We start from the raw sequence: 26,103 nt of genomic DNA on the forward strand, positions 1-26,103 counted from the left end.
CGCTCTCGTTTTTTACAGGCTGGCCTTGGCATATCGATCCCCATCATCCGTCGATCTGCCAATGTCAGCCTGTCTTTCTTTTCAGGCTCTGTAGCCCTTCAAGTCCGTGATCAGCGCTTGCGCAGGATCACGCTGCCAATCGAATAACCCGCCCCGAACGAACTGAGCACGCCCAGCGCGCCTTTGGGCAAGTCGTCCTGATAGGAATGAAAGGCAATCACTGAACCCGCAGAACTGGTGTTGGCATAGGTATCGAGAATGACCGGTGCCTCTTCGATGCTGGCTTCGCGCCCGAGCAGTTTCTTGACGATCAGGTGGTTCATGCTCAGGTTCGCCTGATGCAGCCAGAAACGCTGCACGTCACTGGCATTCAAACCGTTTTCATTCAAATGAGTACCCACCAGTTCCGCCACCATCGGGCAGACATCGCGGAATACCTTGCGGCCTTCCTGGACGAACAGCTTGTCCGGCGCACCTTCACCTTCATCCGAAGCCCGATTGAGAAAACCGAAGTTGTTGCGGATGTTGTTGGAGAAGGTGGTCAGCAGTTTGGTGCTGACGATATCAAACTGATGCGCAGACGTAGCCAGATCGGCACGCTCGACAACCACGGCAGTAGCACCGTCGCCAAAAATGAAGTGGCTGTCGCGGTCACGGAAATTCAAATGTGCCGTACAGATTTCCGGGCTGATGACCAGCAACGCACGGGCCTGACCCAACTGCACGCTGTTGCAGGCGGCCTGAATGCCAAAAGTGGCCGAAGAACAGGCAACGTTCATGTCGAAGCCATAGCCCTGCACACCGAGGGCTGACTGGATTTCGATGGAAATGGCCGGGTAAGCGCGTTGCAGATTGGAACAGGCGACGATCACGCCATCGATATCGGCTGCAGTCTTGCCTGCGCGCTGCAAGGCTTGCTCGGCAGCGGCCACGCCCATCTGGCAGAGAATCGACCACTCGTCATTGGAGCGCTCCGGCAGATTCGGCTTCATGCGCTGCGGATCGAGGATGCCTTGCTTGTCCATCACAAAACGGCTCTTGATACCCGAGGCCTTTTCGATGAAGGCTGCACTGGACTCGCTCAGCGCCTCGACTTCACCACGCTCGATGGCGGCTGCGTTCTCGCTATTGAATTGGGCGACATAGGTATTGAAAGACTGCACCAGCTCTTCGTTTGAGATGCTGTTGGCCGGGGTGTACAGGCCTGTGCCGCTGATGACGACGTTGTGCACGGTCGTTCCTCTCTTATGAATGTTGCTGGTAGTAGTACGGTAAGTGGCGGCCAACAACTTATTGGAACCAGCGTACCAATACGCATGTAAAAACCGCCTGCTGGGGCAAGACAACACCCCGAGGCACACTTCAAGGCAAGGCGCGAAGTGTGCCATAACGGCGGGGGTTTGGCGCTAGTCAGGCGACCGGGAACGGTATGCAGTCTGTGTGGGACCGGATTTATCCGGGAAGAGGTCTGTACTTCCAGAGCCTCTTCATCGGCAGAGAGAATGCCTTCCCGGATAAATCCGGTCCTACGGTTTGTACAGGAATCGTGTTCTCAGGCTTCCACCTGACTCCACTGCTTGCTCAGACGCTTGTCCGATACGGGCATTCGGGTGCCCAGTTGCTGCGCGAACAGAGACACGCGATATTCTTCCAGCCACCAGCGGTAGACCACCAGTTCCTGATCGCGCTTGCCTTCCTGGGCATGTTTGGAGGCGCGGGCCTGGTATTGCGCCCACAGGCCGGACAGTTCGATACTCCAGACCCGATCCTTCTGTACCTGACCCGGCAGTTTTTCCAGACGGATCTCGATAGCCTTCAGATAACGCGGCAGTTCCTTGAGCCACTGGGCAGGGGTTTCGCGCACGAAGCCCGGATAGACCAGTTGCCCCAACTGGGACTTGATGTCGTTCAACGCCACAGCCTGGGACAGGTCGATCTTGCCCTTGAAGCGCTTTTGCAGGCCGTGCCAGAGCTTGAGAATCTCCAGGGTCAGCTTTGCCAGACGCTCTGCATGCTCGGTCCAGTTGCCACGCTTGCGCTCGGCCAGCGACAGCAGACCTGCGCCGTCACGGGGCAGCTCCGCTTCGCCTTCCAGGATGCACGTGTCGAGGCTCGCCAGCAGAATGTCTTCCACCAGCGCATCGATACGCCCAAGCTCGCGATGCAACAAGGCCAGCTCGGTTTGCCCCGGCAGCTTGCTGCGCAGGAACTTGGCCGGCTCTGCCAATTGCTGCAAGAGCAAGCGCTGCAAGGCCCGGCGATGTTGATACTCAGCCTCGGCCTGGGTCGAGAAGCGCCCTTCCTTGACCGTGCCCGCCTCTTCCACCAGAGCCGGATACACCGTCATCGACAGGCCGGCAATGTTTTGCTGAGTCTTCTGAGCCACCGGGGCAAATACCTTGGCCTCCACCGGCTGCTGACTTTTCGCGCTTTGCGGCACTGCCAGTGCTGCCTGGCTGGCCTCGGCAAAACGCGCCGTCAGCTCGGCCAGATCACGCCCCTCGCCAAGGAACTTGCCGCTGCCGTCGAGGATTTCCAGATTCATTTTCAAGTGGTTTTCAAGCTGCTGAGCCGCTTCGGCCCAGGCTTCGTCCGCCACTCTTGCGCCGGTCATGCGCAGCAGTTCACGCCCCAATGCCTGAGGCAAAGAGCCTTCGCCAAAGGTGATGCGCTGCAAGGCCGCCTTCACGAAGTCCGGCACCGGCACGAAGTTCTTGCGGATGGCTTTGGGCAGGTTGCGAACCAGCGCAATGCACTTGGTTTCCAGCAAGCCCGGCACCAGCCATTCCAGACGCTCGACCGGCAAGGACAGCAACAGCGGCGCCGGTACGCGCAGGGTGACACCGTCACGGGGATGGTTCGGCTCGAAGTGGTAAGTCAGTGCCAGGCTCAGCTCACCCAGGCGCAAGGTGTCGGGGTACTGCGCGGCCGTCACTTCACTGGCTTCGCGGGCCAGGACGTCCTCTTCTCGCATGATCAACAGTTGCGGATTTTTCTGGCTATTGACCTTGTACCAACTGTCAAAGGTTGCGGTCTGGTGAATCTCGGCCGGAATCCGCGCCTCGTAGAAACTGTAGAGCGTGTCTTCGTCGGCCAGAATGTCGCGACGGCGGGCCTTGGCTTCCAGCTCGTCCAGTTGCTCCAGCAGGCGAGTGTTGGCGCTCAGGCACTTGGCGCGGGACTGAATATCGCCACGCACCAGCCCTTCGCGGATAAACAGTTCACGGGAAACAACCGGATCGACCGGGCCGTAATGCACCGGACGACGACCGACAACGATCAGCCCGAACAGGGTGATCTGCTCGAAAGCCACCACCTGACCGCGCTTTTTCTCCCAGTGCGGCTCGAAATGGTTTTTCTTGACCAGATGCCCGGCCAGCGGCTCGATCCAGTCGGCATCGATTTTGGCGACCATGCGCGCATAGAGCTTGGTGGTTTCCACCAGTTCGGCGGTCATCAGCCATTGCGGGCGCTTCTTGCCTAGCCCCGACGATGGATGAATCCAGAAGCGCCGCTGCCGCGCGCCCAGGTAATCGCCCTCTTCCGCCTTCTGGCCGATCTGGCTCAGCAGGCCGGAGAGAATCGCCTTGTGGAATTTGGGATAGTCGGCAGGTTCCTTGTTGATCGCCAACTGCAAGTCACGGCAGATCAGGCTCAATTGCCGATGGGAATCGCGCCACTCGCGCAGCCGAAGGTAATTGAGGAAGTTGCGGCGGCACCAGTTGCGCAACGGGCTGGCCGTCAACGCCTGGCGCTGCTCCTCGAAACCGCGCCACAGATTGACCAGACCGGCAAAGTCCGAGTCGGCATCCTTCCATTGCGCATGAGCCTGATCGGCAGCCTGCTGGCGCTCGGGCGGACGTTCGCGCACATCCTGCACCGACATGGCGCTGGCGACGATCAAGACTTCCTGAAGGCTGCCCTGCTTCGCCGCTTCAAGCAGCATGCGGCCCATGCGCGGGTCGACCGGTAGCCGCGCCAACTGGCGGCCCAGCGGCGTGAGCTGGTTTTCGCGATTGACGGCGGACAGCTCCTGCAACAGGTTGAAGCCGTCACTGATGGCCTTGCCGTCCGGCGGCTCGATAAACGGGAATGCCGTGATTTCACCCAGACGCAGATGCAGCATCTGCAGGATGACCGCCGCCAGGTTGGTGCGCAGAATCTCCGGGTCCGTGAATTCAGGACGCCCGTTGAAATCCTCTTCGCTGTAAAGACGCACGCACAACCCGGGCTCGACCCGGCCACAGCGCCCTTTACGCTGGTTGGCACTGGCCTGGGAAATCGCTTCGATGGGCAGGCGCTGGACCTTCGCCCGATAGCTGTAGCGGCTGATGCGCGCAGTACCGGTATCAATCACATAACGAATGCCCGGCACTGTCAGGGAAGTCTCGGCGACGTTGGTCGCCAGCACCACGCGCCGCCCAGGGTGCGACTGGAAAATCCGCTGCTGTTCGGCGGGCGACAGCCGCGCATACAACGGCAGAATTTCCGTGTGCTTGAGTTGAGCCTTGCGCAGCACTTCCGCCGCGTCACGGATCTCTCGCTCGCCGGGCAGAAACACCAGCACATCACCGGGGCTCTTGCGTTCGCTGCGCTCGAAAGCCGCCAGCTCATCCAGTGTGGCCAGAATCGCCTGATCGACTGTCAGGTCCTCTTCGACGCTATTGCCTTCTTCGTCCTGTTCGCTGGTCAGAGGGCGATACCAGGTTTCCACCGGGAAGGTGCGACCGGACACTTCGACGATGGGCGCCTTGTCGAAGTGCTCGGAGAAACGCTGCAGGTCGATGGTGGCGGAGGTGATGATCACCTTGAGGTCCGGGCGACGCGGCAGCAGGGTTTTCAGATAGCCCAGCAGGAAGTCGATGTTCAGGCTGCGTTCGTGGGCTTCGTCGACGATGATGGTGTCGTAGCGTTCCAGAAAGCGGTCATGCTGGGTTTCAGCCAGCAGGATGCCGTCGGTCATCAGCTTGATGAGGGTATTGCTGTCGCTTTGATCCTCGAAGCGCACCTGATAACCGACCAGTGCGCCCAAGGGCGTGGCCAGTTCTTCCGCAACCCGGCTGGCAACGCTGCGCGCCGCGATACGGCGGGGCTGGGTATGGCCGATCAGACCGTGCTGGCCGCGACCGATTTCCAGGCAGATCTTGGGCAACTGGGTGGTTTTGCCCGAACCGGTCTCACCGGCAATGATCAGCACCTGATGCTTGAGCAGCGCTTCCTTGATTTCATCGCGCTTGGCGGCAATCGGCAGGTTTTCGTCATAACGGATCACCGGCACGCTATCGCGCCGCGAAGTCACCTGAGCAAAAGACGCCTGCACCTTCTCCACCCACTGCGCCAGCTTCGCTTCGTCAGGCTTCTTGCGCAGCTCATGCAGTTGACGACGCAAACGATGGCGATCGCTGATCATCGCGTGATCGAGGTTTTTCAGCAGTTGGTCGACGGAGGGAGATTCTTCGGTCATCAGGCGCGCAGGGTCTTTTTGCAGATGCGGGGCGCGGATTGTCGCAGATTTGCAGGAGGGATGCTTTTCGCGAATGAATTCGCTCCTGCCACAGGAGCGCATTCATTCGCGAAAGCAGGCTTACTTCTTGACGCCCAGCTTTTTCAGCTCTTCGTCACGCAGTTCGCGGCGCAGGATCTTGCCGACGTTGGTGGTCGGCAGAACATCCCGGAACTCGACGCTGCGCGGTACCTTGTAGCCGGTCAGGTTGGCGCGCATGTGCTCCATGACCTGCTCTTTGGTCAAGGTGACGCCAGGTTTGGCGACCACGAAAACCTTGATCGCTTCGCCGGATTTTTCGTCCGGTACACCAATGGCTGCGCATTGCAGTACGCCCGGCAAGCCTACCAGCACATCTTCCAGCTCGTTGGGGTAGACGTTGAAACCCGAGATCAGAATCATGTCTTTCTTGCGGTCGACGATACGCATGTAGCCATCGGACTGGATAATCGCGATGTCGCCCGTCTTGAGCCAGCCTTCGGCATCGAGCATTTCGTCGGTGGCTTCCTGGCGCTGCCAGTAGCCCTTCATGACCTGAGGGCCTTTGACACACAGTTCGCCCACTTCACCCAATGGCAACTCGTTGCCCGCATCGTCGATGACCTTGCACAGGGTCGAAGGCACGGGAATACCGATGGTGCCTATCTGGATGTTGCTGATGGGGTTGACCGTCGCCACCGGGCTGGTTTCGGTCATGCCGTAACCTTCGCAGATCGAGCAATTGGTGACTTCCTTCCAGCGCTCGGCCACTGCCAGTTGCAACGCCATACCGCCAGACAGCGTGACTTTAAGGCTGGAGAAGTCCAGGTTGCGGAACTCCTGGTTATTGCACAGCGCAACGAACAGGGTGTTGAGCCCCACGAAACCGCTGAACTTCCACTTCGACAACTCCTTGACCATCGCCGGTAGATCGCGAGGGTTGCTGATCAGGATGTTGTGGTTGCCGATAAGCATCATCGACATGCAGTGAAAGGTGAAGGCATAGATGTGGTACAGCGGCAGCGGCGTGATGAGGATCTCGCAACCTTCATGCAGGTTGGAGCCCATCAGCGCCTTGCATTGCAGCATGTTGGCGATGAGGTTGCGGTGGGTAAGCATCGCGCCCTTGGCCACGCCCGTGGTGCCGCCGGTGTATTGCAGCACCGCAACATCGTTGTTGTCGGGCGACGCTTCATTGACAGGCTGGCCACGGCCCTTGCTCAGGACGTCGTTGAACCTGATGGCGTTGGGCAGGTGATAGGCCGGCACCATCTTCTTGACGTACTTGATGACGCTATTGATCAGCAGGCGCTTGAGCGGCGGCAGCAGGTCGGCGACTTCGGTGACGATGACGTGCTTGACCTGGGTCTTGGGCACGACCTTCTCGGCCAGATGCGCCATGTTCGCCAGACAGACCAGTGCCTTGGCTCCGGAGTCATTGAACTGGTGTTCCATTTCCCGCACGGTGTACAGCGGGTTGGTGTTGACCACGATCAGGCCAGCCCGCATGGCTCCAAATACTGCTACTGGATATTGCAGGACGTTGGGCAACTGGACCGCAATACGGTCGCCCGGTTGCAGGTCGGTATGCTGTTGAAGCCAGGCAGCGAAAGCACCCGAGAGCTCATACAGCTCGCCATAGGTAATGGTCTTGCCCAGGTTGCTGAAGGCCGGTTTATTGGCGAAGCGCTGACAAGACTGCTTCAATACCGCCTGGACGTTTGGATACTCATCAGGATCGATCTCGGTAGCGATACCGGACGGGTATTTATCCTTCCAGAAGTTCTCGATCATGCAAGCCAGCTCCGTAGCGATAGCGAATTCTTCACACCGCTGTACGCGATGATTTTTTTGTGTTTTGGAATTATGCTGTTTCCCGCTTTTTCCGCTTCATGACTGGGCAGAAAGCGGGCCGAGAGTAGCAGCTTTGCCAGAGGCCGCCTAGAGGCAAAAAAGCCCTGACCAGTCACAATAATGACTCTTGAATAACAAAAGGTCATTTTTAGAGCAATGATTCTATTTATTGCAAATCAAACCGGAAACACTGGGCCAAACACTCGGCGCACACCACGAAACATCCTCCCCGGACACCTCCCCGATCATCGCGACACCCACCCCGCACGCCAGCCTGAAATGATGACTACGTGATTTTTGCAGTCGGGCAGACTGGCGTTTGTCATCGGCGATACACTGAATGGACACCTCATTCGGGCATCGATCCAGACTCGGGAAATTGCCATGAACCACGAAGCCTTCTGGCTTGATGCCAGTGATCACAGTCGCCTCCACGTCAATGCCTGGCTACCGGCGCAAAAGCCGAAAGCCGTTGTGATGCTGTCTCACGGAATGGCCGAGCACAGTGGACGTTATGCAAGACTGGGCGCCGCATTGAACGCGGCAGGCTTTGCGCTTTATGCCCATGACCAGCGCGGACACGGGCTGACGGCCTCGCAAGGCGAACTGGGTCACTACGCCGATGAAGACGGCTGGAGCAAGGTGATCGGCGACCTGGCGACCCTGAGTCAGGCCATCGGCCAGAAACACCCGGGCCTGCCGCTGTTCCTGATGGGGCACAGCATGGGCAGCTACATCGCTCAGGCCTACCTGATGCACCATGGCGCCAGCCTGCAAGGTGCGATTATCAGTGGCTCGAACTTCCAGCCGGTTTCTCTCTATCGCAGCGCTCGCCAGATCGCCCGGCTGGAACGTTTGCGTCAGGGACCAAAAGGTCGCAGCGCCCTGATCGAGTGGCTGTCGTTCGGCTCGTTCAACAAGGCATTCAAACCGGCACGCACACGATTCGACTGGCTTAGCCGTGATCCGGAGGAAGTCGACAAGTACCTTTTCGACCCTCTTTGCGGTTTCCGCTGCACCAATCAGTTATGGTTCGACCTGCTCGGCGGGCTGCAGAAAATCAGCAAGCCTTCCAACCTGAAACAGATCGATCAGGGCCTGCCATTACTGATTATTGGTGGTGAATGTGATCCGGTGAGCAATGGGAAGCGTCTGAGAGATCTTGCTCATGCATTGGGGCAGGCAGGTCATCAGGCAGTACAGCTTGAAATCTACCCCCAGGCGCGACATGAACTGCTCAATGAAACCAATCGCGATGACGTTATCCGTGACTTGATCGACTGGCTGCTGCACGCTCTCGAACAACCACGTCCACACCGGGCTGAATGACTCCTCCCGGTTTAAAACTTTCATTTTCAGGACAGCCACATGACCCAAGTCACCAACACACCTTACGAAGCACTTGAAGTCGGCCAGACCGCCAGCTACAGCAAAACGGTAGAAGAGCGTGACATTCAGCTGTTCGCCGCGATGTCGGGCGACCACAATCCAGTCCATCTGGATGCCGAATATGCTTCCAGGACCATGTTCAAGGAGCGTATCGCTCATGGCATGTTCAGCGGTGCGTTGATCAGTGCCGCCGTGGCTTGCGAGCTGCCTGGGCCGGGCACTATTTATATCGGTCAGCAAATGAGCTTTCAAAAGCCGGTAAAGCTGGGCGACACCCTGACCGTGCGCCTGGAAATCCTGGAAAAACTGCCGAAATTCCGCGTGCGCATCGCAACCCGCGTGTTCAACCAGAACGATGAGCTGGTCGTTGATGGCGAAGCGGAAATCCTGGCACCTCGCAAGCAACAGACCGTTGACCTGACCGTTCTGCCGGAAATCACCTTCGGCTGATACAGCTGGAGCGAATTCATTCGCTCCTACCTGGCCCCATATGGCTTTCTCCAGGCAAAAAAATGGGCGACCGAAGTCGCCCTAAATGCCTTGCGTGCTCTTGTTATGGAAGGCCTGAGCCTTTACTTGCGCTTTTGCGAGTCCTTCCAGATAAAAAGTCCGAAGCCTGCGAAGAAAACAAGCATCAGGCCAACGGTGACGACCCCTGCGACAACCACATTGTCCAGAAACATAACTTCGCCTCCTGCTCTGCCCTGTTCGATGGAGCTAGATTAACCAGAACGGCGCGCAAAGAAATTGACCCAGATCAGTTGTCCATAAGCTCGGCAGGTGAGCGTGTGGGCAACTGATCTGGGTCAACGGATCTGAAGCGGGATCTGAAACAGGAGGTATCAGCGTTTTTTCGGTTTCTTGCCGGGCTTTTTCTTGCCACTCAATGGCATGGCCTGTTCAAAGGCGTTGCGCACTTCATTAAGGCGTTTATCGTTCAGGTCGTGAACACGCTTGGCGCGCTCAGCATTCAGATCGATCAGCTTTTCATCTTCGCTCATGACTCGCAGCTCTCGGACACTCGGTATCAGGGCCAATAATGCTCAATCGCAACGGCTATGACCAGCGAGGATGCGTCCTGCATCAAACCTCGACATCCACCCACAGGCCCTGACGCGGTTCATTGTCGATCAAAGGCACGACAGGCACGGTGTTGTCGGCATTCAGGGAGGTACCGGGAACGGCCAAATGCTCGATAGGCTCGCCCTCCTCTTCGTGATGCTGACGCTGTTGCTGCTGGCGTTGTTGCTCTTCACGCAGCAGCAAGGCGCTTCTCTCGGTGTCTTCGTTGCGAAGGTCGATGGTGGTTTCGCTGGAACCTGGTTGAACCGGTGCGACAGGTGGTATGTCCGGCATACGCTTGGCCGGGTCCAATTGCGACGTCACGGGTACCACACTCAGCGGAAGCGTCGGTTGCAGCATGATTTTCGTCTCCTGTTATCGGGCTTTCGGCTGCCACTCCGTCGACTTGAAGGCCATTTTGGAAAACTTTTCGACTATGTTTTAAGTAATAAGTGCCCACAGAGACGTATTTGTCAGATTTACGGCCAATAACAGGTGTTTTTTCACTCCTGTCTTTGGCTTCAGTGCGTGTTCCGTTAACATAGTCGGCTTTTCAAAAGCGGGAGTCAGGCAGCATGGCGCAGCAGTATCAACCGGGGCAACGCTGGATTAGCGACAGCGAAGCCGAGCTGGGTTTAGGCACCGTTCTGGCACAGGATGGCCGCTTATTGACCGTGCTCTATCCGGCCACTGGCGACACGCGCCAGTACGCACTGCGTAATGCTCCATTGACCCGGGTACGCTTTTCTCCGGGTGATGTGATTACGCACTTCGAGAACTGGAAGATGACCGTGCGCGAAGTCGAGGATGTCGACGGGCTGCTGGTCTACCACGGCCTCAATGCGCAGAACGAGGCAGTCACCCTGCCGGAAACCCAGTTATCGAACTTCATCCAGTTCCGTCTGGCCACCGACCGCCTGTTTGCCGGACAGATCGACCCGCTGGCGTGGTTCTCGCTGCGTTACAACACCCTTGAGCACACCAGCCGCCAGTTGCAGTCTTCCCTGTGGGGCCTGGGCGGCGTGCGCGCCCAACCTATCGCTCACCAGTTGCACATTGCCCGTGAAGTCGCCGACCGTATCGCACCACGGGTCTTGCTGGCTGACGAAGTGGGTCTGGGTAAAACCATCGAAGCAGGCCTGGTGATCCATCGCCAACTGCTGTCCGGCCGCGCCAGCCGCGTGCTGATCCTGGTCCCGGAAAACCTTCAGCACCAGTGGCTGGTGGAAATGCGTCGCCGCTTCAACCTTCAGGTCGCACTGTTCGACTCGGAGCGCTTCATCGAAAGCGATGCCGGCAACCCTTTCGAGGACACCCAACTGGCGCTGGTCGCGCTGGAGTGGCTGGTCGAAGACGAAAAAGCCCAGGACGCCCTGTTCGCCGCGGGCTGGGACCTGATGGTGGTCGACGAAGCCCACCACCTGGTCTGGCATGAAGAAAAGGTCAGCCCCGAATACTCGCTGGTCGAGCAACTGGCCGAAGTCATTCCCGGCGTCCTGCTGCTGACCGCAACCCCGGAACAACTGGGCCAGGACAGCCACTTTGCCCGTCTGCGCCTGCTGGACCCGAACCGCTTCCATGACCTGCAAGCCTTCCGTGCCGAAAGCGAGAACTATCGCCCGGTGGCCGAAGCCGTGCAGGAGCTTCTGGACAAAGGCAAACTGTCGGCCAGTGCGCACAAGACCATTCATGGTTTCCTGGGTGCCGAAGGCGAAACCCTGCTGAGCGCCGTGAACGCTGGCGATGAAGAAGCCAAGGCGCGTCTGATCCGCGAACTGCTGGATCGCCATGGCACCGGCCGGGTCCTTTTCCGTAATACCCGCGCAGCCGTGCAAGGTTTCCCTGAGCGTCAGTTGCATCAGTATCCGCTGCCCTGCCCTGCCGAATATCTGGAACTGCCGCTGGGCGAGCATGCCGATCTGTACCCGGAAGTCAGCTTCCAGTCGCAACCGGAGATCACCGAAGAAGAACGCTGGTGGCGCTTCGATCCGCGGGTCGACTGGCTGATCGACACCCTCAAGATGCTCAAGCGCGTCAAGGTACTGGTCATCTGCGCCCACGCCGAAACCGCCATGGATCTGGAAGACGCGCTGCGTGTGCGCTCCGGCATCCCGGCAACCGTGTTCCATGAAGGCATGAACATTCTGGAGCGCGACCGCGCAGCGGCCTATTTCGCCGATGAAGAATTCGGCGCGCAGGTTCTGATCTGTTCGGAAATCGGCAGTGAAGGCCGCAACTTCCAGTTCTCCCATCATCTGGTGCTGTTCGACCTGCCAGCGCACCCGGACCTGCTGGAGCAGCGTATCGGCCGTCTGGACCGTATCGGCCAGAAACACACCATCGAGCTGCACGTGCCATTCCTGGAAACCAGCCCGCAAGCGCGTCTTTTCCAGTGGTATCACGAAGCGCTCAATGCCTTCCTCAATACCTGCCCGACCGGCAACGCCCTGCAACACCAGTTCGGCCCGCGCCTGCTGCCGTTGCTGGAAAGCGGTGACGACGATGAGTGGCAGAGCCTGATCAACGAAGCCCGTACCGAGCGTGAGCGTCTGGAAAGCGAACTGCATACCGGCCGTGACCGTCTGCTGGAACTCAACTCCGGTGGCGCTGGCGAAGGCGAGGCGCTGGTGGAAGCGATTCTGGAACAGGACGATCAGTTCACCCTGCCGATCTACATGGAAACCCTGTTCGACGCCTTCGGTATCGACAGCGAAGACCATTCGGAAAACGCCCTGATCCTCAAGCCGAGCGAAAAAATGCTCGACGCCAGCTTCCCGCTGGGCGACGACGAAGGCGTGACCATCACGTACGACCGCAATCAGGCGCTGTCTCGCGAAGACATGCAGTTCATCACCTGGGAACACCCGATGGTTCAGGGCGGCATGGATCTGGTGCTGTCCGGCTCGATGGGCAACACCTCGGTGGCGCTGATCAAGAACAAGGCGCTCAAGCCTGGCACCGTGCTGCTGGAACTGATCTACGTCAGCGAAGTGGTTGCGCCGCGCTCCCTGCAACTGGGTCGCTACCTGCCGCCTGCTGCACTGCGCTGCCTGCTGGATGCAAACGGCAACGATCTGGCCAGCCGCGTCTCGTTCAGCACCTTGAACGATCAACTGGAAAGCGTGCCACGGGCCAGCGCCAACAAGTTCATCCAGGCACAGCGCGACGTGCTGACGCCCAAGATCAACGCCGGTGAAGAAAAGATCGCCCCGAAACACGCCGAGCGCGTGGCCGAGGCACAACGTCGTCTGGCAGCCGATACAGAGGAAGAACTGGCGCGCCTGACCGCCTTGCAAGCCGTCAACCCGACCGTACGCGACAGCGAACTGGTCGCCCTGCGTACCCAGCGCGAACAAGGCCTGGCAATGCTTGAAAAAGCAGCGCTGCGCCTGGAAGCGATTCGGGTGCTGGTGGCGGGCTGATAGCCTGTTCGCGAATGAATTCGCCCCTACGCCCCGGTAGGAGCGAATTCATTCGCGAAAGGCACACCTACACAGGACTCACCATCCTGTCCGTCATCCGCTTGGCATCTCTGGTGAAACAACGGGTTGCCAGCAGCAGAAACACCAGGGTCATGCCCAGGGTAACCGGGATCAGGTACATCGCATCGTGCAACCCGGTGGCCTTGAAGCTTTCATCCATCTGCACAGCTCCCGCCAGCGTCATCGCTTCATGGGCATAGTGATCCGACAGCCAGCCGACCACTACCGGCCCAAGCCCTCCACCCAACAGGTATAACCCGGCAAAGAACAACGCCATGGCCGTCGCCCGCAGGCGCGGTTCCACCACGTCCTGGATGGCGGTGTAGACACAGGTATAGAAGTTATAGGCAAACAGCCAGCCTATGCTGAATACCGCGACAAACACGCCGATCTCGACCCGTCCCGCGTGCAAGGCATAGCCCGTTGCCAACGTGGCGACCAGCATGCTGAACGCCGCAAACAGCAGCCGCCCGTTAGGCGAGCGCTGGTGCAGTTTGTCCGCGATCAGGCCGCCCAGTGTCAGGCCGACCAGGCCGGTGACGCCGACAATGATCCCGGTTGCCACAGCCGCTTCCTGCAAGGACACCTGAAAGTAGCGTTGCAGCATCGGCACCATGAACGAGTTGCAGGCATAGGTCGCGAAGTTGAAAGTCAGCCCGGCCAGGACCAGCCAGCAAAAGGTCGGGATCGACAACACCCGGCGAACCGGCTTTTCGATCTTCTCCTCGGACATCTGCACACTTTCGGCAGCGCCACGCTTGGGCTCACGAATAAAGAAGATGAACACCGCCAGAATCAGGCCGGGCACCGCTGCAATAAAGAATGGCGCCCGCCAGCTGTCGAACGCCTTGACCATTGCGCCGATTGTAAAGAACGCCAGCAGAAGCCCCAACGGCAGGCCCAGCATGAAAATGCCTATGGCCCGTGAGCGACGATGGGCCGGGAACAGATCACCGATCAATGAGTTGGCCGCTGGCGCATAACTGGCTTCGCCGATCCCGACGCCCATGCGCACCAGCAGGAACGTCCAGAAACTGTTGGCCATCCCGTTGACCGCCGTCAGCCCGCTCCAGACAGCAAGCCCCCAACCCATGAGTTTCTTGCGCGAACCGGTGTCGGCCATTCGCCCAAGAGGCAAGCCGGCAATCGCATAGACCAGGGTGAACGCCGTGCCCAGCAGTCCCAGCTGGAAATCACTCAGATGCCATTCCTTGCGAATGGGCTCGGTGATAATCGCCGGAATCGCTCGATCGAAGAAGTTGAACAGGTTGGCCAGAAATAGCAGAAACAAGACACGCCAGGCATTGGAGGCCTGAATAGAGTTGTCTGTCGGGGTGTTGTTCATGAGGCATCCATCCCTTTTTTCTGTCTACTCTAGAGCCCCTCTGCCAAACCGACTGTAAACATTCGTAAAAGGCCGGAAATATTGAAATCCGGCTTTTTATAACCATTGGTTATTGAGTCAATTCCATTTTTTTGAGTGTTGACACTGGCAGGTTTTTTACAGCCTCTATACTCACCACTATTCGCCAGGCTTAGCGCCTTGGTGAACCCTGGTAGTGAACAATAGGGCTCGCTATGGAATGGCTCGGTTTGAATATGTTTGTCGGCTTCCCGGCAAACGGGCAATTACTGATCAACTGCAGTCATAACTTGTTTCTGGTAGCGCTAGCCTACGGGGTGGCGTGCGCAGCCTGTTTTGCAACACTGGATATTGCGGACCGGGTCATTCAGGTCGAGGCGACAAAGAGCCGTCGTGTCTGGAAGGCTCTGGCTGCGCTTTGCCTGGCCGGCGGTATCTGGGCCATGCATTTCATCAGCATGCTGGCTTTCCAGGCCCCGCTGAAAATCAGCTACGACCTGCCCATCACCGTTTCGTCCCTGCTGATCGTGCTGGTCGCCGGCCTGTTCGCGGTCAAGGCGCTGAGCATGGAAACCCTGACCCTCAAGCGTTGCCTGCTCACCTCCCTGATCATGGGGCTGGCGATCAGCGCCATGCATTACGTCGGCATGGCGGCAATGCAGTCCGATGCCACCCAGTATTACGAACCGGGCATGTTCGCCCTGTCGGTTCTGGTCGCCATCGTGGCCAGTCTGGCGCTGTTGACCCTTTCCAGACACCTGCGCCACCACAGCGGGATGTTTCATCAGATGTTCAGGTACGGCGTCAGCCTGTTGCTCGGCGCAGGCTTGTTGACCATGCACCTGATGGGAATGGAAGCACTGCAACTGGTGCTGCCCCTCGAAGCGCAATTACAGATACCCAATACCGAAAACAGCCAGCAACTGGGCCTGACCATCGCAATCATTACCTTGCTGATCATCGCCGGGAGCATCAGTGCCGCGATGGCCGACAAGAAGCTGCAAAGCAAGGAGCATGACCTGCAACGGGTCAACGCCCTGCTCAGCCAACTGGATCAGGCCCGTGTTTCCTTGCAGCAGGTTGCACACTACGACCCTCTGACCAACCTGATCAACCGGCGCGGCTTCAACCAGATATTCGGGGAGAAACTGCTGGAGCACAGTGTCAGCAATGGCATGCTGGCCGTGATGTTTCTGGATATCGACCATTTCAAGCGCATCAACGACAGCCTGGGCCATGACGCCGGGGATGAACTGCTCAAGGTAATTGCCGAACGTATCCGCAGCGCAACGCGGATACAGGATGTGGTCGCCCGGTTCGGTGGCGATGAATTCTGCATCCTGCTCAGTATTCCCGACTATGAAGAAGCGCGGCATCTGGCTTATCGGGTCATGCAGAAGATGAAGGAAACCATCGCGCTGGCAGGCCGACGCATGGTGATGACCACCAGTATCGGTATCGCGGTCTTCCCCCGTGACGGTTCAACTTGCGACGAACTGCTCAAGCACGCGGATCTGGCGCTTTATCAATCCAAGGGCAACGGCCGTAACCGGGTCAATTTCTTCAGCCCGGCCCTCAAGACCAAAGCCAGCCTGGAGCTGCATCTTGAGGAAGAGCTGCGCAATGCCTTGCGCGAAGAGACCGGCCTGCAGGTTTACTACCAACCCATCGTCGACCTGCGAACCGGGCATGTGGCCAAACTTGAAGCGCTGGTGCGCTGGCATCATCCGCAACATGGCTTGCTCATACCCGACCGTTTCATCGGCATTGCCGAAGCCAACGGGCTGATCGCCGAGCTTGATAACTGGGTATTGCGCCGTGCCTGCAAGGATCTGGGCGCCCTGCGTCTGGACGGGTTCGACAAGATGATCATTGCCGTGAACTGCTCGGCACTCAATCTGGCCAGGGATGAACTGGCCGATGAAGTCGAGCAGGCTTTGAGTGAAGCCAATGTTTCCCCTGGTCGCCTGGAACTGGAAGTGACCGAAAACGCCCTGATGGGCAACATCAGCAATACCATCTTGATGCTCAAGCACATTCGCAGCCTGGGCGTATCGCTTTCCATCGACGACTTCGGCACCGGCTACTCATCACTTGCCTATCTGAAACGCCTGCCGCTGGACACCCTGAAGATCGACCGCTCGTTCATCATCGACATTCCCCAATCGCCGCAGGACATGGAAATTGTTCAGGCGATTATCGTCATGGCTCACACATTACGCCTGAAAGTCGTCACAGAAGGCGTGGAAACCCCGGCACAACTGGAGTTCCTCAGCCAGTACGGCTGCGACTATGTGCAAGGCTATCTTTTCAGCAAGCCTCAACCCCTGGAACGCTTGCTGCCTCTGGTCAAGCAGATGAACCAGCGCGAACCTGCCAGCCTGTTGCCAAACGCGCTCATGCTTGAAAGCAGGGATCTGGATAAAGACACCCCCTACTCACTCGACCTTTTCAGTGAACTGCCCGGCAGTGAAAACCTGCAAATGCGTAACGCCAGCCGCACAAAACGCTCCCGTTGGTCGGATTAAAGAACCAGAAGGCCATGCCGATTCAGTACCCATGACAAGGGACTCCCGTGCCTTGTCAGCAGCGCTGAATGTCGTTCTTTCTTCCTTTGAGATGGCCCGATGCTGTTTATCGAGCGGCCATCCTTTCCAGACCAATGGCGCACGATGACTAAAAAAATCAATACTTCAGATGTGGTAGCCGAGACCGTCTATAACAACCAGAACGATAAAGTGGCAGCCAATAGCCGCGCTTATCGCACCCAGAGCACTCCCACCCAGCAATACATGTACTTCACCGAAACAGACACCGACCGGATTCTCGATAATCTCGACGGCCTGCGAGACATGGTTTTCCCGCCCTCGCCCCATGTCGAAGAAAACGCCATGCGCCGGGACCAGCAGTTTCCCTCCGTATGCCTGATCGGTCTGGGTCGTTGTGGCTCCAACATTGCGCTGGATGTAGCCGAACTGGTTTACAACGCGCGCAAGTTCTACCTCAATCAGTTCAACAACGAAGACCGGCTTGCCAACGAAAAGAGCTACAACCCTGGCCGCTGGATTCGCAATAACCTGCGCCTGGTACAGAACAAGGCAAGCAAGCCGGTGTTTCTGGTCGAGCCTCTGGTGATGCTGGGCGATCTGGACAAAGACATTGCCGGACGCATCCGTTTCTCCCGCAAGGGCGAGAAAAACGGCTTTATCAGCGACTACAGCAAAATGAAGATCATGGACCTGTCCGAAGTCCATGCCGGTGGTGCGGGCAACGCCCCGATCCTGGGCCAGTATCTGGCCAAGATCATCCTGAACAAGGACACCAGCCACTTCTCCAGCCCCGACTGGAAGCTGATCCACTCGTACCTGATAGATTCCTGCGGGATCAAGGCCAACCAGTCACGCCTGTATTTCTACATCTTCAGTGCCGGCGGCGGTACCGGTTCGGGCATGGCTTCGGAGTTCGGGCTGGCCCAGCAATACTCGTACATGAACAAGACGTTCGATACCCGGCCTACCAACGAAAACGACAGCAAGCGCGGCCGCTCCTTTGTGTTCGAGCCGATCTTCACCAGCGGCATCTGCGTACTGCCGAACATCTCGGACCACCGCAGCGAAATGTCCGAAGCCCTGCACATCAACGCTGGACGCCTGCTCTGCAAGTATCTGGCTGAAGAATGGGACTTCTCGTACAACTTCGAGAATGAAGACAGCAGCGAAGCCAGCGTGATGGGCCGTATCCGGCCATGGAACGCAATGATGCTGATCTCCAACGACATAATGCGTTACGCCGAAGAGAGCGATGACGGCAACATCGAGAATATCGACGTCAACGCCATGGAGCGTCACGCCAACCAGTACATCTCGCAGCAGATCTTCAACATTCTGACCGCTCAGGCCGTTACCACCGACTACGACCAGAACTATTTCCGGCGTGCAGGGATCGACATCGGCGAAACCATTCGCCTGGATGCAAACGACCTGTTCATGAGCCTCGCAGGCCCGGTGGCAATTGCTTATGCAGAATCCGTGGTGCCGGAAACACCCGCGCCGGGTTCGGACAAGTTCAAGGTGTTCGAGAAAGATCCACCACGCCTGAACATCGACGATCTGTTCTTCCGCTCCATCGACTTGCCGCACTTCAACAAGGTCACTCAGGCCATCGAAGGCATCAGCCTGTTGCCCATCGAGTCACGCCGCTATCGAGCCGCCCTTGAGCAATACAAGACCTCCGGCTATGACGCGGCGGCGCTGCACGACCTGCACTTCTTCAAGAACTGCTCGTCGGTGGTTTCCATCGTCTCGCTGCCCAAGGACTACAAGCTGTCCTATATGGACCTGAACCGGCTCAAGACTCACCTCAACAGCCTGTTCCCCAACACCACGCTCAAGCGCTACGCGCTGGTCATCGGCGCTTCGGCCAACCTGTCGCTGACCACGCTGATCGCGAAAAGCCCGTGCCTGTCGGACGACTTCCTGACCCTGATCGTGGCGTTCATCAAGCGCTGCTTCGCGAAGACTCCGTTCCGCTTCGATGACACGCTGGATAACTCGATCATCGATTTCATCATGAGCGAGGAGTTCGACGAGGACCGCATCGACGATCTGCTCAACGAGTACGAAAACCCGGCCAAGATCCTCGATACCAACTGGTATGCGATCAAGCCGATGTACGAGAAGAAGTATCGCGAGCTGATCGATGAGAAATCCAGGTTCGTCTCGATCAACGATATCCGGATCTCTCGCGAAAGCGTGAAGAAGGCTATCAAATACCTGCGCGAGATCTACCGCCACCGTATCGGCAAGACCCGCGTCATCTCGCTCAATCAGTACACGGGCAGAACCGAATACTGATGAGGGTGTGCCTTCGCGGGCCAATTGCGCCGCGAAGGCACCAATACAGTGCGCGAGCTAGTCGGCCGCCTTGTTCTGGATCAGCACCCAGGGCGCTACCACTACGGCCCAAAGCAGCGGATCGCTTTCCACAAGCTCCATCGCCTTTGACTCAGACACCTTGCCGACCTGTCCGCTGGTCAGCCAGGCGGAAACCCTGCTGGCGTCATTTTCGGCCATAGCCTCGGCAACTTCGATCAGATCCAGCGGTTCCTCGACCCACAACAGGGCACCCTTGGCAAAGAATGGTTGCAATTCTTTCCAGGTAATCGAAGCGGTTTCGCCAAGCAGTTTGGCATAGAGGGTGCTAGGTTCTTGCGTCATGGGTTTCACCAAAAGAAAAATCGGCGCAATGATAGCGCTGCCTTTTCCGCAGACAAGCCCGGATGTATGCCATTGATCGCAACAGAGTTATATGGGAGTCCATGAAATGGGGGTCGAATTCATGGGCTTAAATGGTTGGATTATGTAACTTTCTTTCGATTAAGCGACATCCATCGATTTCCTTCCCCGCACCCAGCTTTTCAAGCCATCGACCGGCGCTCTAAACTGTTCCGGTACAGTTGGCAGAGTGGGGAGGCGATCGGTCATCAAGTCCGATCCTGCAGCTTTAGCCATCAGGATTATAAAAACTACAACGCAAGAGTGGAGCATCATGACTAAGGGTACCAAGAAGCTTTCGAAGCTGTTTGCCGCATTGGTTATGGCGGGAGTTGCCAGCCATTCGTTCGCAGCCGACACCATCAAGATCGGCATCGCAGGTCCAAAGACCGGTGCAGTCGCTCAGTACGGCGACATGCAGTTCAGCGGCGCGAAAATGGCCATCGAGCAGATCAACGCCAAGGGCGGCGTTGATGGCAAGAAGCTTGAAGCGGTTGAATACGACGATGCCTGCGACCCGAAACAAGCGGTTGCCGTGGCCAACAAGATCGTCAACGACGGCGTGAAGTTCGTCATCGGCCACTTGTGCTCCAGCTCGGCTCAACCGGCTTCGGACGTCTACGAAGACGAAGGCATCATCATGGTGACTCCAGCGGCTACCAGCCCGGACATCACTTCCCGTGGCTACAAGCTGGTGTTCCGCACCATCGGTCTGGACAGCGCTCAAGGCCCGGCCGCAGGCGAGTACATTGCCAAGCAGGTCAAGCCGAAAGTCGTTGCCGTCATCCACGACAAGCAGCAGTACGGTGAAGGCATCGCCACCGCCGTCAAGCAGACCCTTGAAAAAGACGGCGTCAAAGTCGCTCTGTTCGAGGGCATCAATGCTGGCGACAAGGACTTCTCTTCGCTGATCGCCAAGATGAAGCAAGCCAACGTCGACTTCGTCTACTACGGCGGCTACCACCCTGAACTGGGCCTGATCCTGCGTCAGTCTCAAGAAAAAGGTCTGAAAGCCGGCTTCATGGGTCCTGAAGGCGTGGGTAACGCTTCGATCTCGCAGATCGCTCAGGATGCATCCGAAGGCCTGCTGGTCACCTTGCCAGCCTCGTTCGACCAGGACCCGGCCAACAAGGCGCTGGTTGACGCCTTCAAAGCCAAGAAAGAAGATCCGAGCGGCCCGTTCGTGTTCCCGTCCTACTCGGCGGTGACCGTGATTGCCGATGCAATCAAGATCGCCAAGAGCGAAGACACCGACAAAGTCGCTGCTGCCCTGCATGCCAACACCTTCAAGACTCCGACCGGCGACCTGGCATTCGATGCCAAGGGCGACCTGAAAGACTTCAAGTTCGTGGTCTACACCTGGCACAAGGACGGCACCAAGACCGAGGCGCCCGTGAAGTAATACACGGCCTTGATCTACACCAAAGCCCACTGCAACCGCAGTGGGCTTTGTTTTGCGAGGCGAAAGGACTCCACAAGATCCTGACGTCCCTGAATATCTTGAAACCGTTACCCGTGATTCACGAGGGTCTGTTGCCGTTTCAGCACGGCTCGTGCTGAAACGGCAACAGACCCAGCTGTAACAAACGTGGACCCAGAGCACGACGTGCAGCCGGTAAAGACTTCACCAGTGAAACACAGAGCAGGTTTTTAGGAGCGCTGTAATGCCCGAGATAGACATCTATCACTTTTTCCAACAGCTGGTTAATGGCATGACCATTGGCAGCACTTATGCCTTGATCGCCATCGGTTACACCATGGTTTACGGCATCATCGGCATGATCAACTTCGCCCACGGCGAGGTGTACATGATCGGTTCCTACGTGGCGTTCATCGCCATCGCGGGCCTGACGATGATGGGCCTTGGCAGCTTGCCGCTGCTGATCACCGCAGCCTTCGCCGCGAGTATTGTCGTAACCAGTGCCTATGGTTATGCCATCGAGCGTGTGGCCTACCGGCCATTGCGTGGCAGTAACCGCTTGATCCCTCTTATTTCCGCCATCGGCATGTCCCTTTTCCTGCAAAACACCGTATTGCTTTCGCAGGACTCCAAGGACAAGTCGATTCCCAACCTGATTCCCGGCAACTTCGTGTTCGGCTCTGCCAGCACTCATGAAGTCGTGATCTCGTACATGCAGGTGCTGATTTTCATCGTGACCGTGGTCGCGATGCTCGGCCTGACCTGGTTCATCTCCCGCTCTCGTCTGGGTCGTGCATGCCGCGCCTGTGCCGAAGACATCAAGATGGCCAACCTGCTGGGTATCAACACCAACAACATCATTGCCCTGACCTTCGTCATCGGTGCAGCCCTGGCGGCCATTGCTGCCGTGCTGCTGAGCATGCAATACGGCGTGATCAACCCCAACGCCGGCTTCCTGGTCGGTATCAAGGCGTTCACCGCTGCGGTACTGGGCGGTATCGGCAGCATTCCCGGCGCCATGCTGGGTGGTCTGGTACTGGGCATAGCCGAGGCATTCGGCGCTGACGTTTTCGGCGATCAGTACAAGGATGTCGTTGCGTTCAGTCTTCTCGTATTGGTGCTGTTGTTCCGGCCGACCGGCCTGCTTGGCCGTCCGGAGGTTGAAAAAGTATGACCAAGAATCTCAAGTCGGCGTTTTTCAGCGCCTTGCTGGTGCTGGCTGTCGCCTATCCGGTGCTGGGACTGAAACTGGAAATCGTCGGGGTAAACCTGACGGTCATTGGTGCCAGTACCACAACCGTGACAATCATCCTGGCCTGTGCCGCACTCATGTTCGTGCGCGTGCTGTTCCATGAGCAGATATCAGCCGCCTGGCGCTCGTCGCCAAGTCTGCCGAGCGTACCGTCCAAGGCCAGTAACTTCCTGACTCTGCCGAGCACACAGCGCTGGATCATTCTGGCTCTGGTGATGGTCGCGCTGGTCTGGCCGTTCTTCGGCTCCCGTGGCGCGGTGGATATTGCGACACTGATCCTGATCTACGTGATGCTGGGCCTGGGCCTGAACATCGTGGTCGGTCTGGCCGGTCTGCTGGACCTGGGTTATGTCGGCTTCTATGCCGTCGGTGCCTACAGCTACGCCCTGCTCTCTCACTACTTCGGCCTGGGTTTCTGGATCTGCCTGCCGATTGCCGGGCTGATGGCTGCGCTGTTCGGTTTCCTGCTGGGCTTCCCGGTATTGCGCCTGCGCGGTGACTATCTGGCCATCGTGACTCTGGGCTTCGGTGAAATCATTCGTCTGCTGCTGCGCAACATGACCGAATTCACCGGCGGCCCGAACGGCATCAGCAACATTGAAAAACCAACGTTTTTCGGCCTGACGTTCGAGCGCAAGGCGGCTGAAGGCATGCAGACCTTCCACGAGTTCTTCGGCCTGACCTACAACTCGATCAACAAGGTGATCTTCCTCTATCTGGTTGCCCTGCTGCTGGCTCTGGCCGCGCTGTTCGTCATCAACCGCCTGCTGCGCATGCCTATCGGCCGTGCCTGGGAAGCGTTGCGTGAAGACGAAATCGCCTGCCGGGCTCTGGGACTGAATCCGACGGTCATCAAGTTGTCGGCCTTCACCCTGGGTGCTGCGTTCGCAGGTTTCGCCGGTAGCTTCTTCGCCGCCCGTCAGGGTCTGGTGACGCCGGAGTCCTTCACCTTCATCGAGTCGGCAATCATTCTGGCCATCGTCGTCCTTGGCGGCATGGGCTCGCAGCTTGGTGTCATCCTCGCTGCCATCGTGATGATCCTGCTGCCCGAGTTGATGCGTGAATTCAGCGAATACCGCATGTTGATGTTCGGCGCCATGATGGTGCTGATGATGATCTGGCGTCCTCAAGGTTTCCTGCCTATGCAGCGCCCTCACATGGAGCTGCGTAAATGAGCCGTCCATTACTGCAAGCCTCGGGTCTGAGCATGCGCTTTGGTGGCCTGCTGGCCGTCAACGGCGTTGGCCTGACCGTCAATGAAAAGCAAGTCGTGTCGATGATCGGCCCCAACGGTGCCGGCAAGACCACGGTCTTCAACTGCCTGACCGGGTTCTACAAGCCGACCGCGGGCACCATCCTGCTCGATGGCGAGCCGATCCAGGGCCTTGCCGGCCACGAGATCGCTCGCAAAGGCGTGGTCCGTACCTTCCAGAACGTGCGTCTGTTCAAGGACATGACCGCCGTGGAAAACCTGCTGGTCGCCCAGCATCGCCACCTGAACACCAACTTCCTGTCCGGCCTGTTCAAGACCCCGGCGTTCCGCAGAAGCGAACGCGAGGCCATGGACTATGCCGAACACTGGCTGGAAGCAGTGAACCTCAAGGAGTTTGCCAACCGGCCAGCTGGCACTCTGGCTTATGGTCAGCAACGTCGTCTGGAAATCGCCCGCTGCATGATGACCCGTCCGCGCATCCTGATGCTCGACGAGCCGGCAGCCGGCCTGAACCCCAAGGAAACCGAAGACCTCAAGGCACTGATCGGCGTGCTGCGCAACGATCACAACGCCACGGTATTGCTGATCGAGCACGACATGAAACTGGTCATGAGCATTTCCGACCATATCGTGGTGATCAACCAGGGCACACCTCTGGCCGACGGCACACCACAAGAGATCCGCGACAATCCTGAAGTGATCAAAGCCTACCTGGGGGAAGCGTAAATGCTGCAGTTTGAAAACGTTTCCACCTTCTACGGCAAGATCCAGGCGCTGCACGACGTCAACGTCGAAGTACGCAAAGGCGAGATCGTCACCCTGATCGGGGCCAACGGCGCGGGCAAGTCCACGCTGTTGATGACCCTGTGCGGATCACCTCGCGCCCACAGCGGCAGCATTCGCTACATGGGCGAGGAACTGGTGGGGCTGGAATCCTCGATCATCATGCGCAAGAGCATCGCGGTCGTGCCGGAAGGCCGTCGCGTGTTCGCACGCCTGACGGTCGAAGAAAACCTGGCCATGGGCGGTTTCTTCACCGAAAAGGGCGATTATCAGGAGCAGATGGACAAGGTCCTGCACCTGTTCCCTCGTCTCAAGGAGCGCTTCACCCAGCGCGGCGGCACCATGTCCGGTGGCGAACAGCAGATGCTTGCCATCGGCCGTGCGCTGATGAGCAAGCCCAAGCTGTTGTTGCTGGACGAGCCGTCGCTGGGCCTGGCACCGATCATCATTCAGCAGATTTTCGAGATCGTCGAACAACTGCGCCGTGATGGCGTGACCGTGTTCCTGGTGGAGCAGAACGCCAACCAGGCCCTGAAAATCGCCGACCGCGCCTACGTTCTGGAGAACGGTCGCGTGGTGATGCAGGGTTCCGGGGAAGAGCTGCTGGTGGACCCGAAAGTCCGGGATGCCTACCTGGGCGGTTGATCTTTGGGTGTGGGAGCGGATTTATCCGTGAAGCTTCGCGAATAAATTCGCTCCCACCCTCACAGCCCTTGTGATGAGGCGGCAGGCTGAGTAACGTGGCGGCTCTTATCTGGAGGCCTCCTCATGTCCGCTGTTCGTTCCGCCTTTGTATTCGCTCTCTTGCCGCTGTTCGCCGGGTGCCAGATGCTCGGGCTTCCACTGGGCAAGTCGCAGGATGCGCCCAAGGTGTCTACCGCTGGCATGATCCGCATGCAGGGCGACCTGACCGGTGAAAACGGGCAGTTGCTGTTCAAGCCATGCCATGAGCAACGTCGCTACGTGGTCAAGGATCGCGGCAACACCGGTATCCTTCAGGAAGCCGCCTCGCTGGCCGACAGCAAGGGCCAGGTGTTTGCCGATCTGCGTGGCAACTTCGTTGCCAGCAAGGCCGTCAACAGTGACGGGCAAGTGGACCTGTATCAGTTCTATCGCGTCGAACGTCCCGACCAGTCCTGCGAAGACCTCAACTTCAAGCGCCTGACCTTGCACGCCAGCGGCAACAAGCCCGCCTGGAACGTCAATGTCGGCGGCAAGGGCATGGTTCTGGAACGTGAGGGTCAGGAAGCGCTGGCCTTCCCCTATCTTGAAGAACAACTGCCCGATGGCAGCTTCAGCGTCAGTACCGAAGCCAACAATCAACGCATCGAACTCTGGGTGACGCCTCAACGTTGCGTCGACAGCGTCAATGGATCGGTGCAGCACCTGTCGGCCGAACTGCGCGTCAACGGTCAGACCCAGCGTGGCTGCGGGTATTACGGTGGTTCGCGTAACGATTGATGCGGCATCGGGCCAGCCGACTCGCCGTGACAGGGGTTCAGCGCTTATAATCGCCGGTTCTTGTAGTGC

Annotated in this window: 19 protein-coding genes; 11 read left to right on the forward strand and 8 right to left on the reverse strand. The window is 58.1% G+C overall.

Annotation, left to right across the window (positions count from 1 at the left end; genetic code table 11):
- Window positions 1–110 precede the first annotated feature (110 nt).
- The 3 genes from JL015_RS02665 to fadD1 all read right to left on the reverse strand — a co-directional run bounded on the left by JL015_RS02665 (window position 111) and on the right by fadD1 (window position 7,276).
- Entirely contained in the window at window positions 111–1,232 is a 1,122-nt protein-coding gene (locus JL015_RS02665) for a beta-ketoacyl-ACP synthase III (protein ID WP_201017313.1), read from the reverse strand.
- A 320-nt stretch (window positions 1,233–1,552) separates the two neighbouring features.
- Window positions 1,553–5,464 (reverse strand): ATP-dependent RNA helicase HrpA, encoded by a 3,912-nt coding sequence (hrpA, locus tag JL015_RS02670; protein WP_201017314.1) that lies wholly within the window; start codon window positions 5,462–5,464, stop codon window positions 1,553–1,555.
- Window positions 5,465–5,584: 120 nt separating this feature from the next.
- On the reverse strand, window positions 5,585–7,276 hold the full coding sequence (fadD1, locus tag JL015_RS02675) for a long-chain-fatty-acid--CoA ligase FadD1 (protein ID WP_201017315.1): 1,692 nt from the start codon (window positions 7,274–7,276) through the stop codon (window positions 5,585–5,587).
- A 444-nt stretch (window positions 7,277–7,720) separates the two neighbouring features.
- Here fadD1 and JL015_RS02680 point away from each other — a divergent pair, with 444 nt between their 5' ends.
- Both JL015_RS02680 and JL015_RS02685 read left to right on the forward strand, forming a co-directional pair.
- On the forward strand, window positions 7,721–8,665 hold the full coding sequence (locus JL015_RS02680; RefSeq protein ID WP_201017316.1) for an alpha/beta hydrolase: 945 nt from the start codon (window positions 7,721–7,723) through the stop codon (window positions 8,663–8,665).
- A gap of 39 nt (window positions 8,666–8,704) precedes the next feature.
- Window positions 8,705–9,175 carry a MaoC family dehydratase gene (locus tag JL015_RS02685; RefSeq protein WP_201000059.1) on the forward strand — a complete coding sequence of 157 codons (471 nt, stop codon included), beginning with the start codon at window positions 8,705–8,707 and terminating at the stop codon, window positions 9,173–9,175.
- Between the two features lie 122 nt (window positions 9,176–9,297).
- Here the strand turns inward: JL015_RS02685 and ccoM are convergent, their stop codons facing one another.
- The 3 genes from ccoM to JL015_RS02695 all read right to left on the reverse strand — a co-directional run bounded on the left by ccoM (window position 9,298) and on the right by JL015_RS02695 (window position 10,147).
- Window positions 9,298–9,408: a cytochrome c oxidase subunit CcoM gene (ccoM, locus tag JL015_RS27940; RefSeq protein ID WP_025261439.1), complete on the reverse strand. Its 111-nt coding sequence runs from the start codon at window positions 9,406–9,408 to the stop codon at window positions 9,298–9,300.
- Window positions 9,409–9,567: 159 nt separating this feature from the next.
- Window positions 9,568–9,726: a hypothetical protein gene (locus JL015_RS02690; RefSeq protein ID WP_201000060.1), complete on the reverse strand. Its 159-nt coding sequence runs from the start codon at window positions 9,724–9,726 to the stop codon at window positions 9,568–9,570.
- 82 nt (window positions 9,727–9,808) lie between these two features.
- Window positions 9,809–10,147, reverse strand: coding sequence for an aspartate-semialdehyde dehydrogenase (locus JL015_RS02695; protein ID WP_201000061.1), 339 nt, complete (start codon window positions 10,145–10,147; stop codon window positions 9,809–9,811).
- Between the two features lie 215 nt (window positions 10,148–10,362).
- Between JL015_RS02695 and rapA the strand changes: the two genes are divergently transcribed.
- Complete coding sequence (rapA, locus tag JL015_RS02700) at window positions 10,363–13,209, forward strand: RNA polymerase-associated protein RapA (protein WP_201017317.1); 2,847 nt, start codon at window positions 10,363–10,365, stop codon at window positions 13,207–13,209.
- A 67-nt stretch (window positions 13,210–13,276) separates the two neighbouring features.
- On the opposite strand, the gene JL015_RS02705 is transcribed toward rapA, so the two are convergent.
- Window positions 13,277–14,614 (reverse strand): spinster family MFS transporter, encoded by a 1,338-nt coding sequence (locus JL015_RS02705; RefSeq protein ID WP_201017318.1) that lies wholly within the window; start codon window positions 14,612–14,614, stop codon window positions 13,277–13,279.
- Between the two features lie 233 nt (window positions 14,615–14,847).
- Here JL015_RS02705 and JL015_RS02710 point away from each other — a divergent pair, with 233 nt between their 5' ends.
- Both JL015_RS02710 and JL015_RS02715 read left to right on the forward strand, forming a co-directional pair.
- Entirely contained in the window at window positions 14,848–17,160 is a 2,313-nt protein-coding gene (locus tag JL015_RS02710) for a putative bifunctional diguanylate cyclase/phosphodiesterase (protein WP_201017319.1), read from the forward strand.
- Window positions 17,161–17,424: 264 nt separating this feature from the next.
- Window positions 17,425–19,485, forward strand: a complete 2,061-nt coding sequence (locus JL015_RS02715; RefSeq protein WP_374063365.1) for a hypothetical protein — start codon at window positions 17,425–17,427, stop codon at window positions 19,483–19,485.
- 57 nt (window positions 19,486–19,542) lie between these two features.
- Here JL015_RS02715 and JL015_RS02720 read toward each other — a convergent pair whose 3' ends face one another.
- On the reverse strand, window positions 19,543–19,848 hold the full coding sequence (locus tag JL015_RS02720) for a DUF2288 domain-containing protein (protein WP_201000066.1): 306 nt from the start codon (window positions 19,846–19,848) through the stop codon (window positions 19,543–19,545).
- A gap of 331 nt (window positions 19,849–20,179) precedes the next feature.
- On the opposite strand from JL015_RS02720, the gene JL015_RS02725 reads away from it, so the two are divergent.
- The 6 genes from JL015_RS02725 (at window position 20,180) to JL015_RS02750 (ending at window position 26,034) form a co-directional block, all read left to right on the forward strand.
- On the forward strand, window positions 20,180–21,307 hold the full coding sequence (locus JL015_RS02725; RefSeq protein ID WP_201000067.1) for a branched-chain amino acid ABC transporter substrate-binding protein: 1,128 nt from the start codon (window positions 20,180–20,182) through the stop codon (window positions 21,305–21,307).
- A 262-nt stretch (window positions 21,308–21,569) separates the two neighbouring features.
- Complete coding sequence (gene livH / locus JL015_RS02730) at window positions 21,570–22,499, forward strand: high-affinity branched-chain amino acid ABC transporter permease LivH (protein WP_025261446.1); 930 nt, start codon at window positions 21,570–21,572, stop codon at window positions 22,497–22,499.
- On the forward strand, window positions 22,496–23,752 hold the full coding sequence (locus tag JL015_RS02735; protein WP_201000068.1) for a high-affinity branched-chain amino acid ABC transporter permease LivM: 1,257 nt from the start codon (window positions 22,496–22,498) through the stop codon (window positions 23,750–23,752). Before livH ends, JL015_RS02735 begins: the two co-directional genes overlap by 4 nt.
- Entirely contained in the window at window positions 23,749–24,516 is a 768-nt protein-coding gene (gene livG, locus JL015_RS02740; protein ID WP_201000069.1) for a high-affinity branched-chain amino acid ABC transporter ATP-binding protein LivG, read from the forward strand. The genes JL015_RS02735 and livG overlap by 4 nt, the downstream gene beginning before the upstream one ends.
- Entirely contained in the window at window positions 24,517–25,218 is a 702-nt protein-coding gene (locus JL015_RS02745; protein ID WP_201000070.1) for an ABC transporter ATP-binding protein, read from the forward strand.
- A gap of 123 nt (window positions 25,219–25,341) precedes the next feature.
- A complete protein-coding gene (locus JL015_RS02750) occupies window positions 25,342–26,034 on the forward strand; it encodes a COG3650 family protein (RefSeq protein WP_201017321.1) in 693 nt (230 codons plus the stop codon).
- Window positions 26,035–26,103 lie beyond the last annotated feature (69 nt).

Source organism: Pseudomonas cichorii, from assembly GCF_015471405.1.
GTDB lineage: Bacteria > Pseudomonadota > Gammaproteobacteria > Pseudomonadales > Pseudomonadaceae > Aquipseudomonas > Aquipseudomonas serbiensis.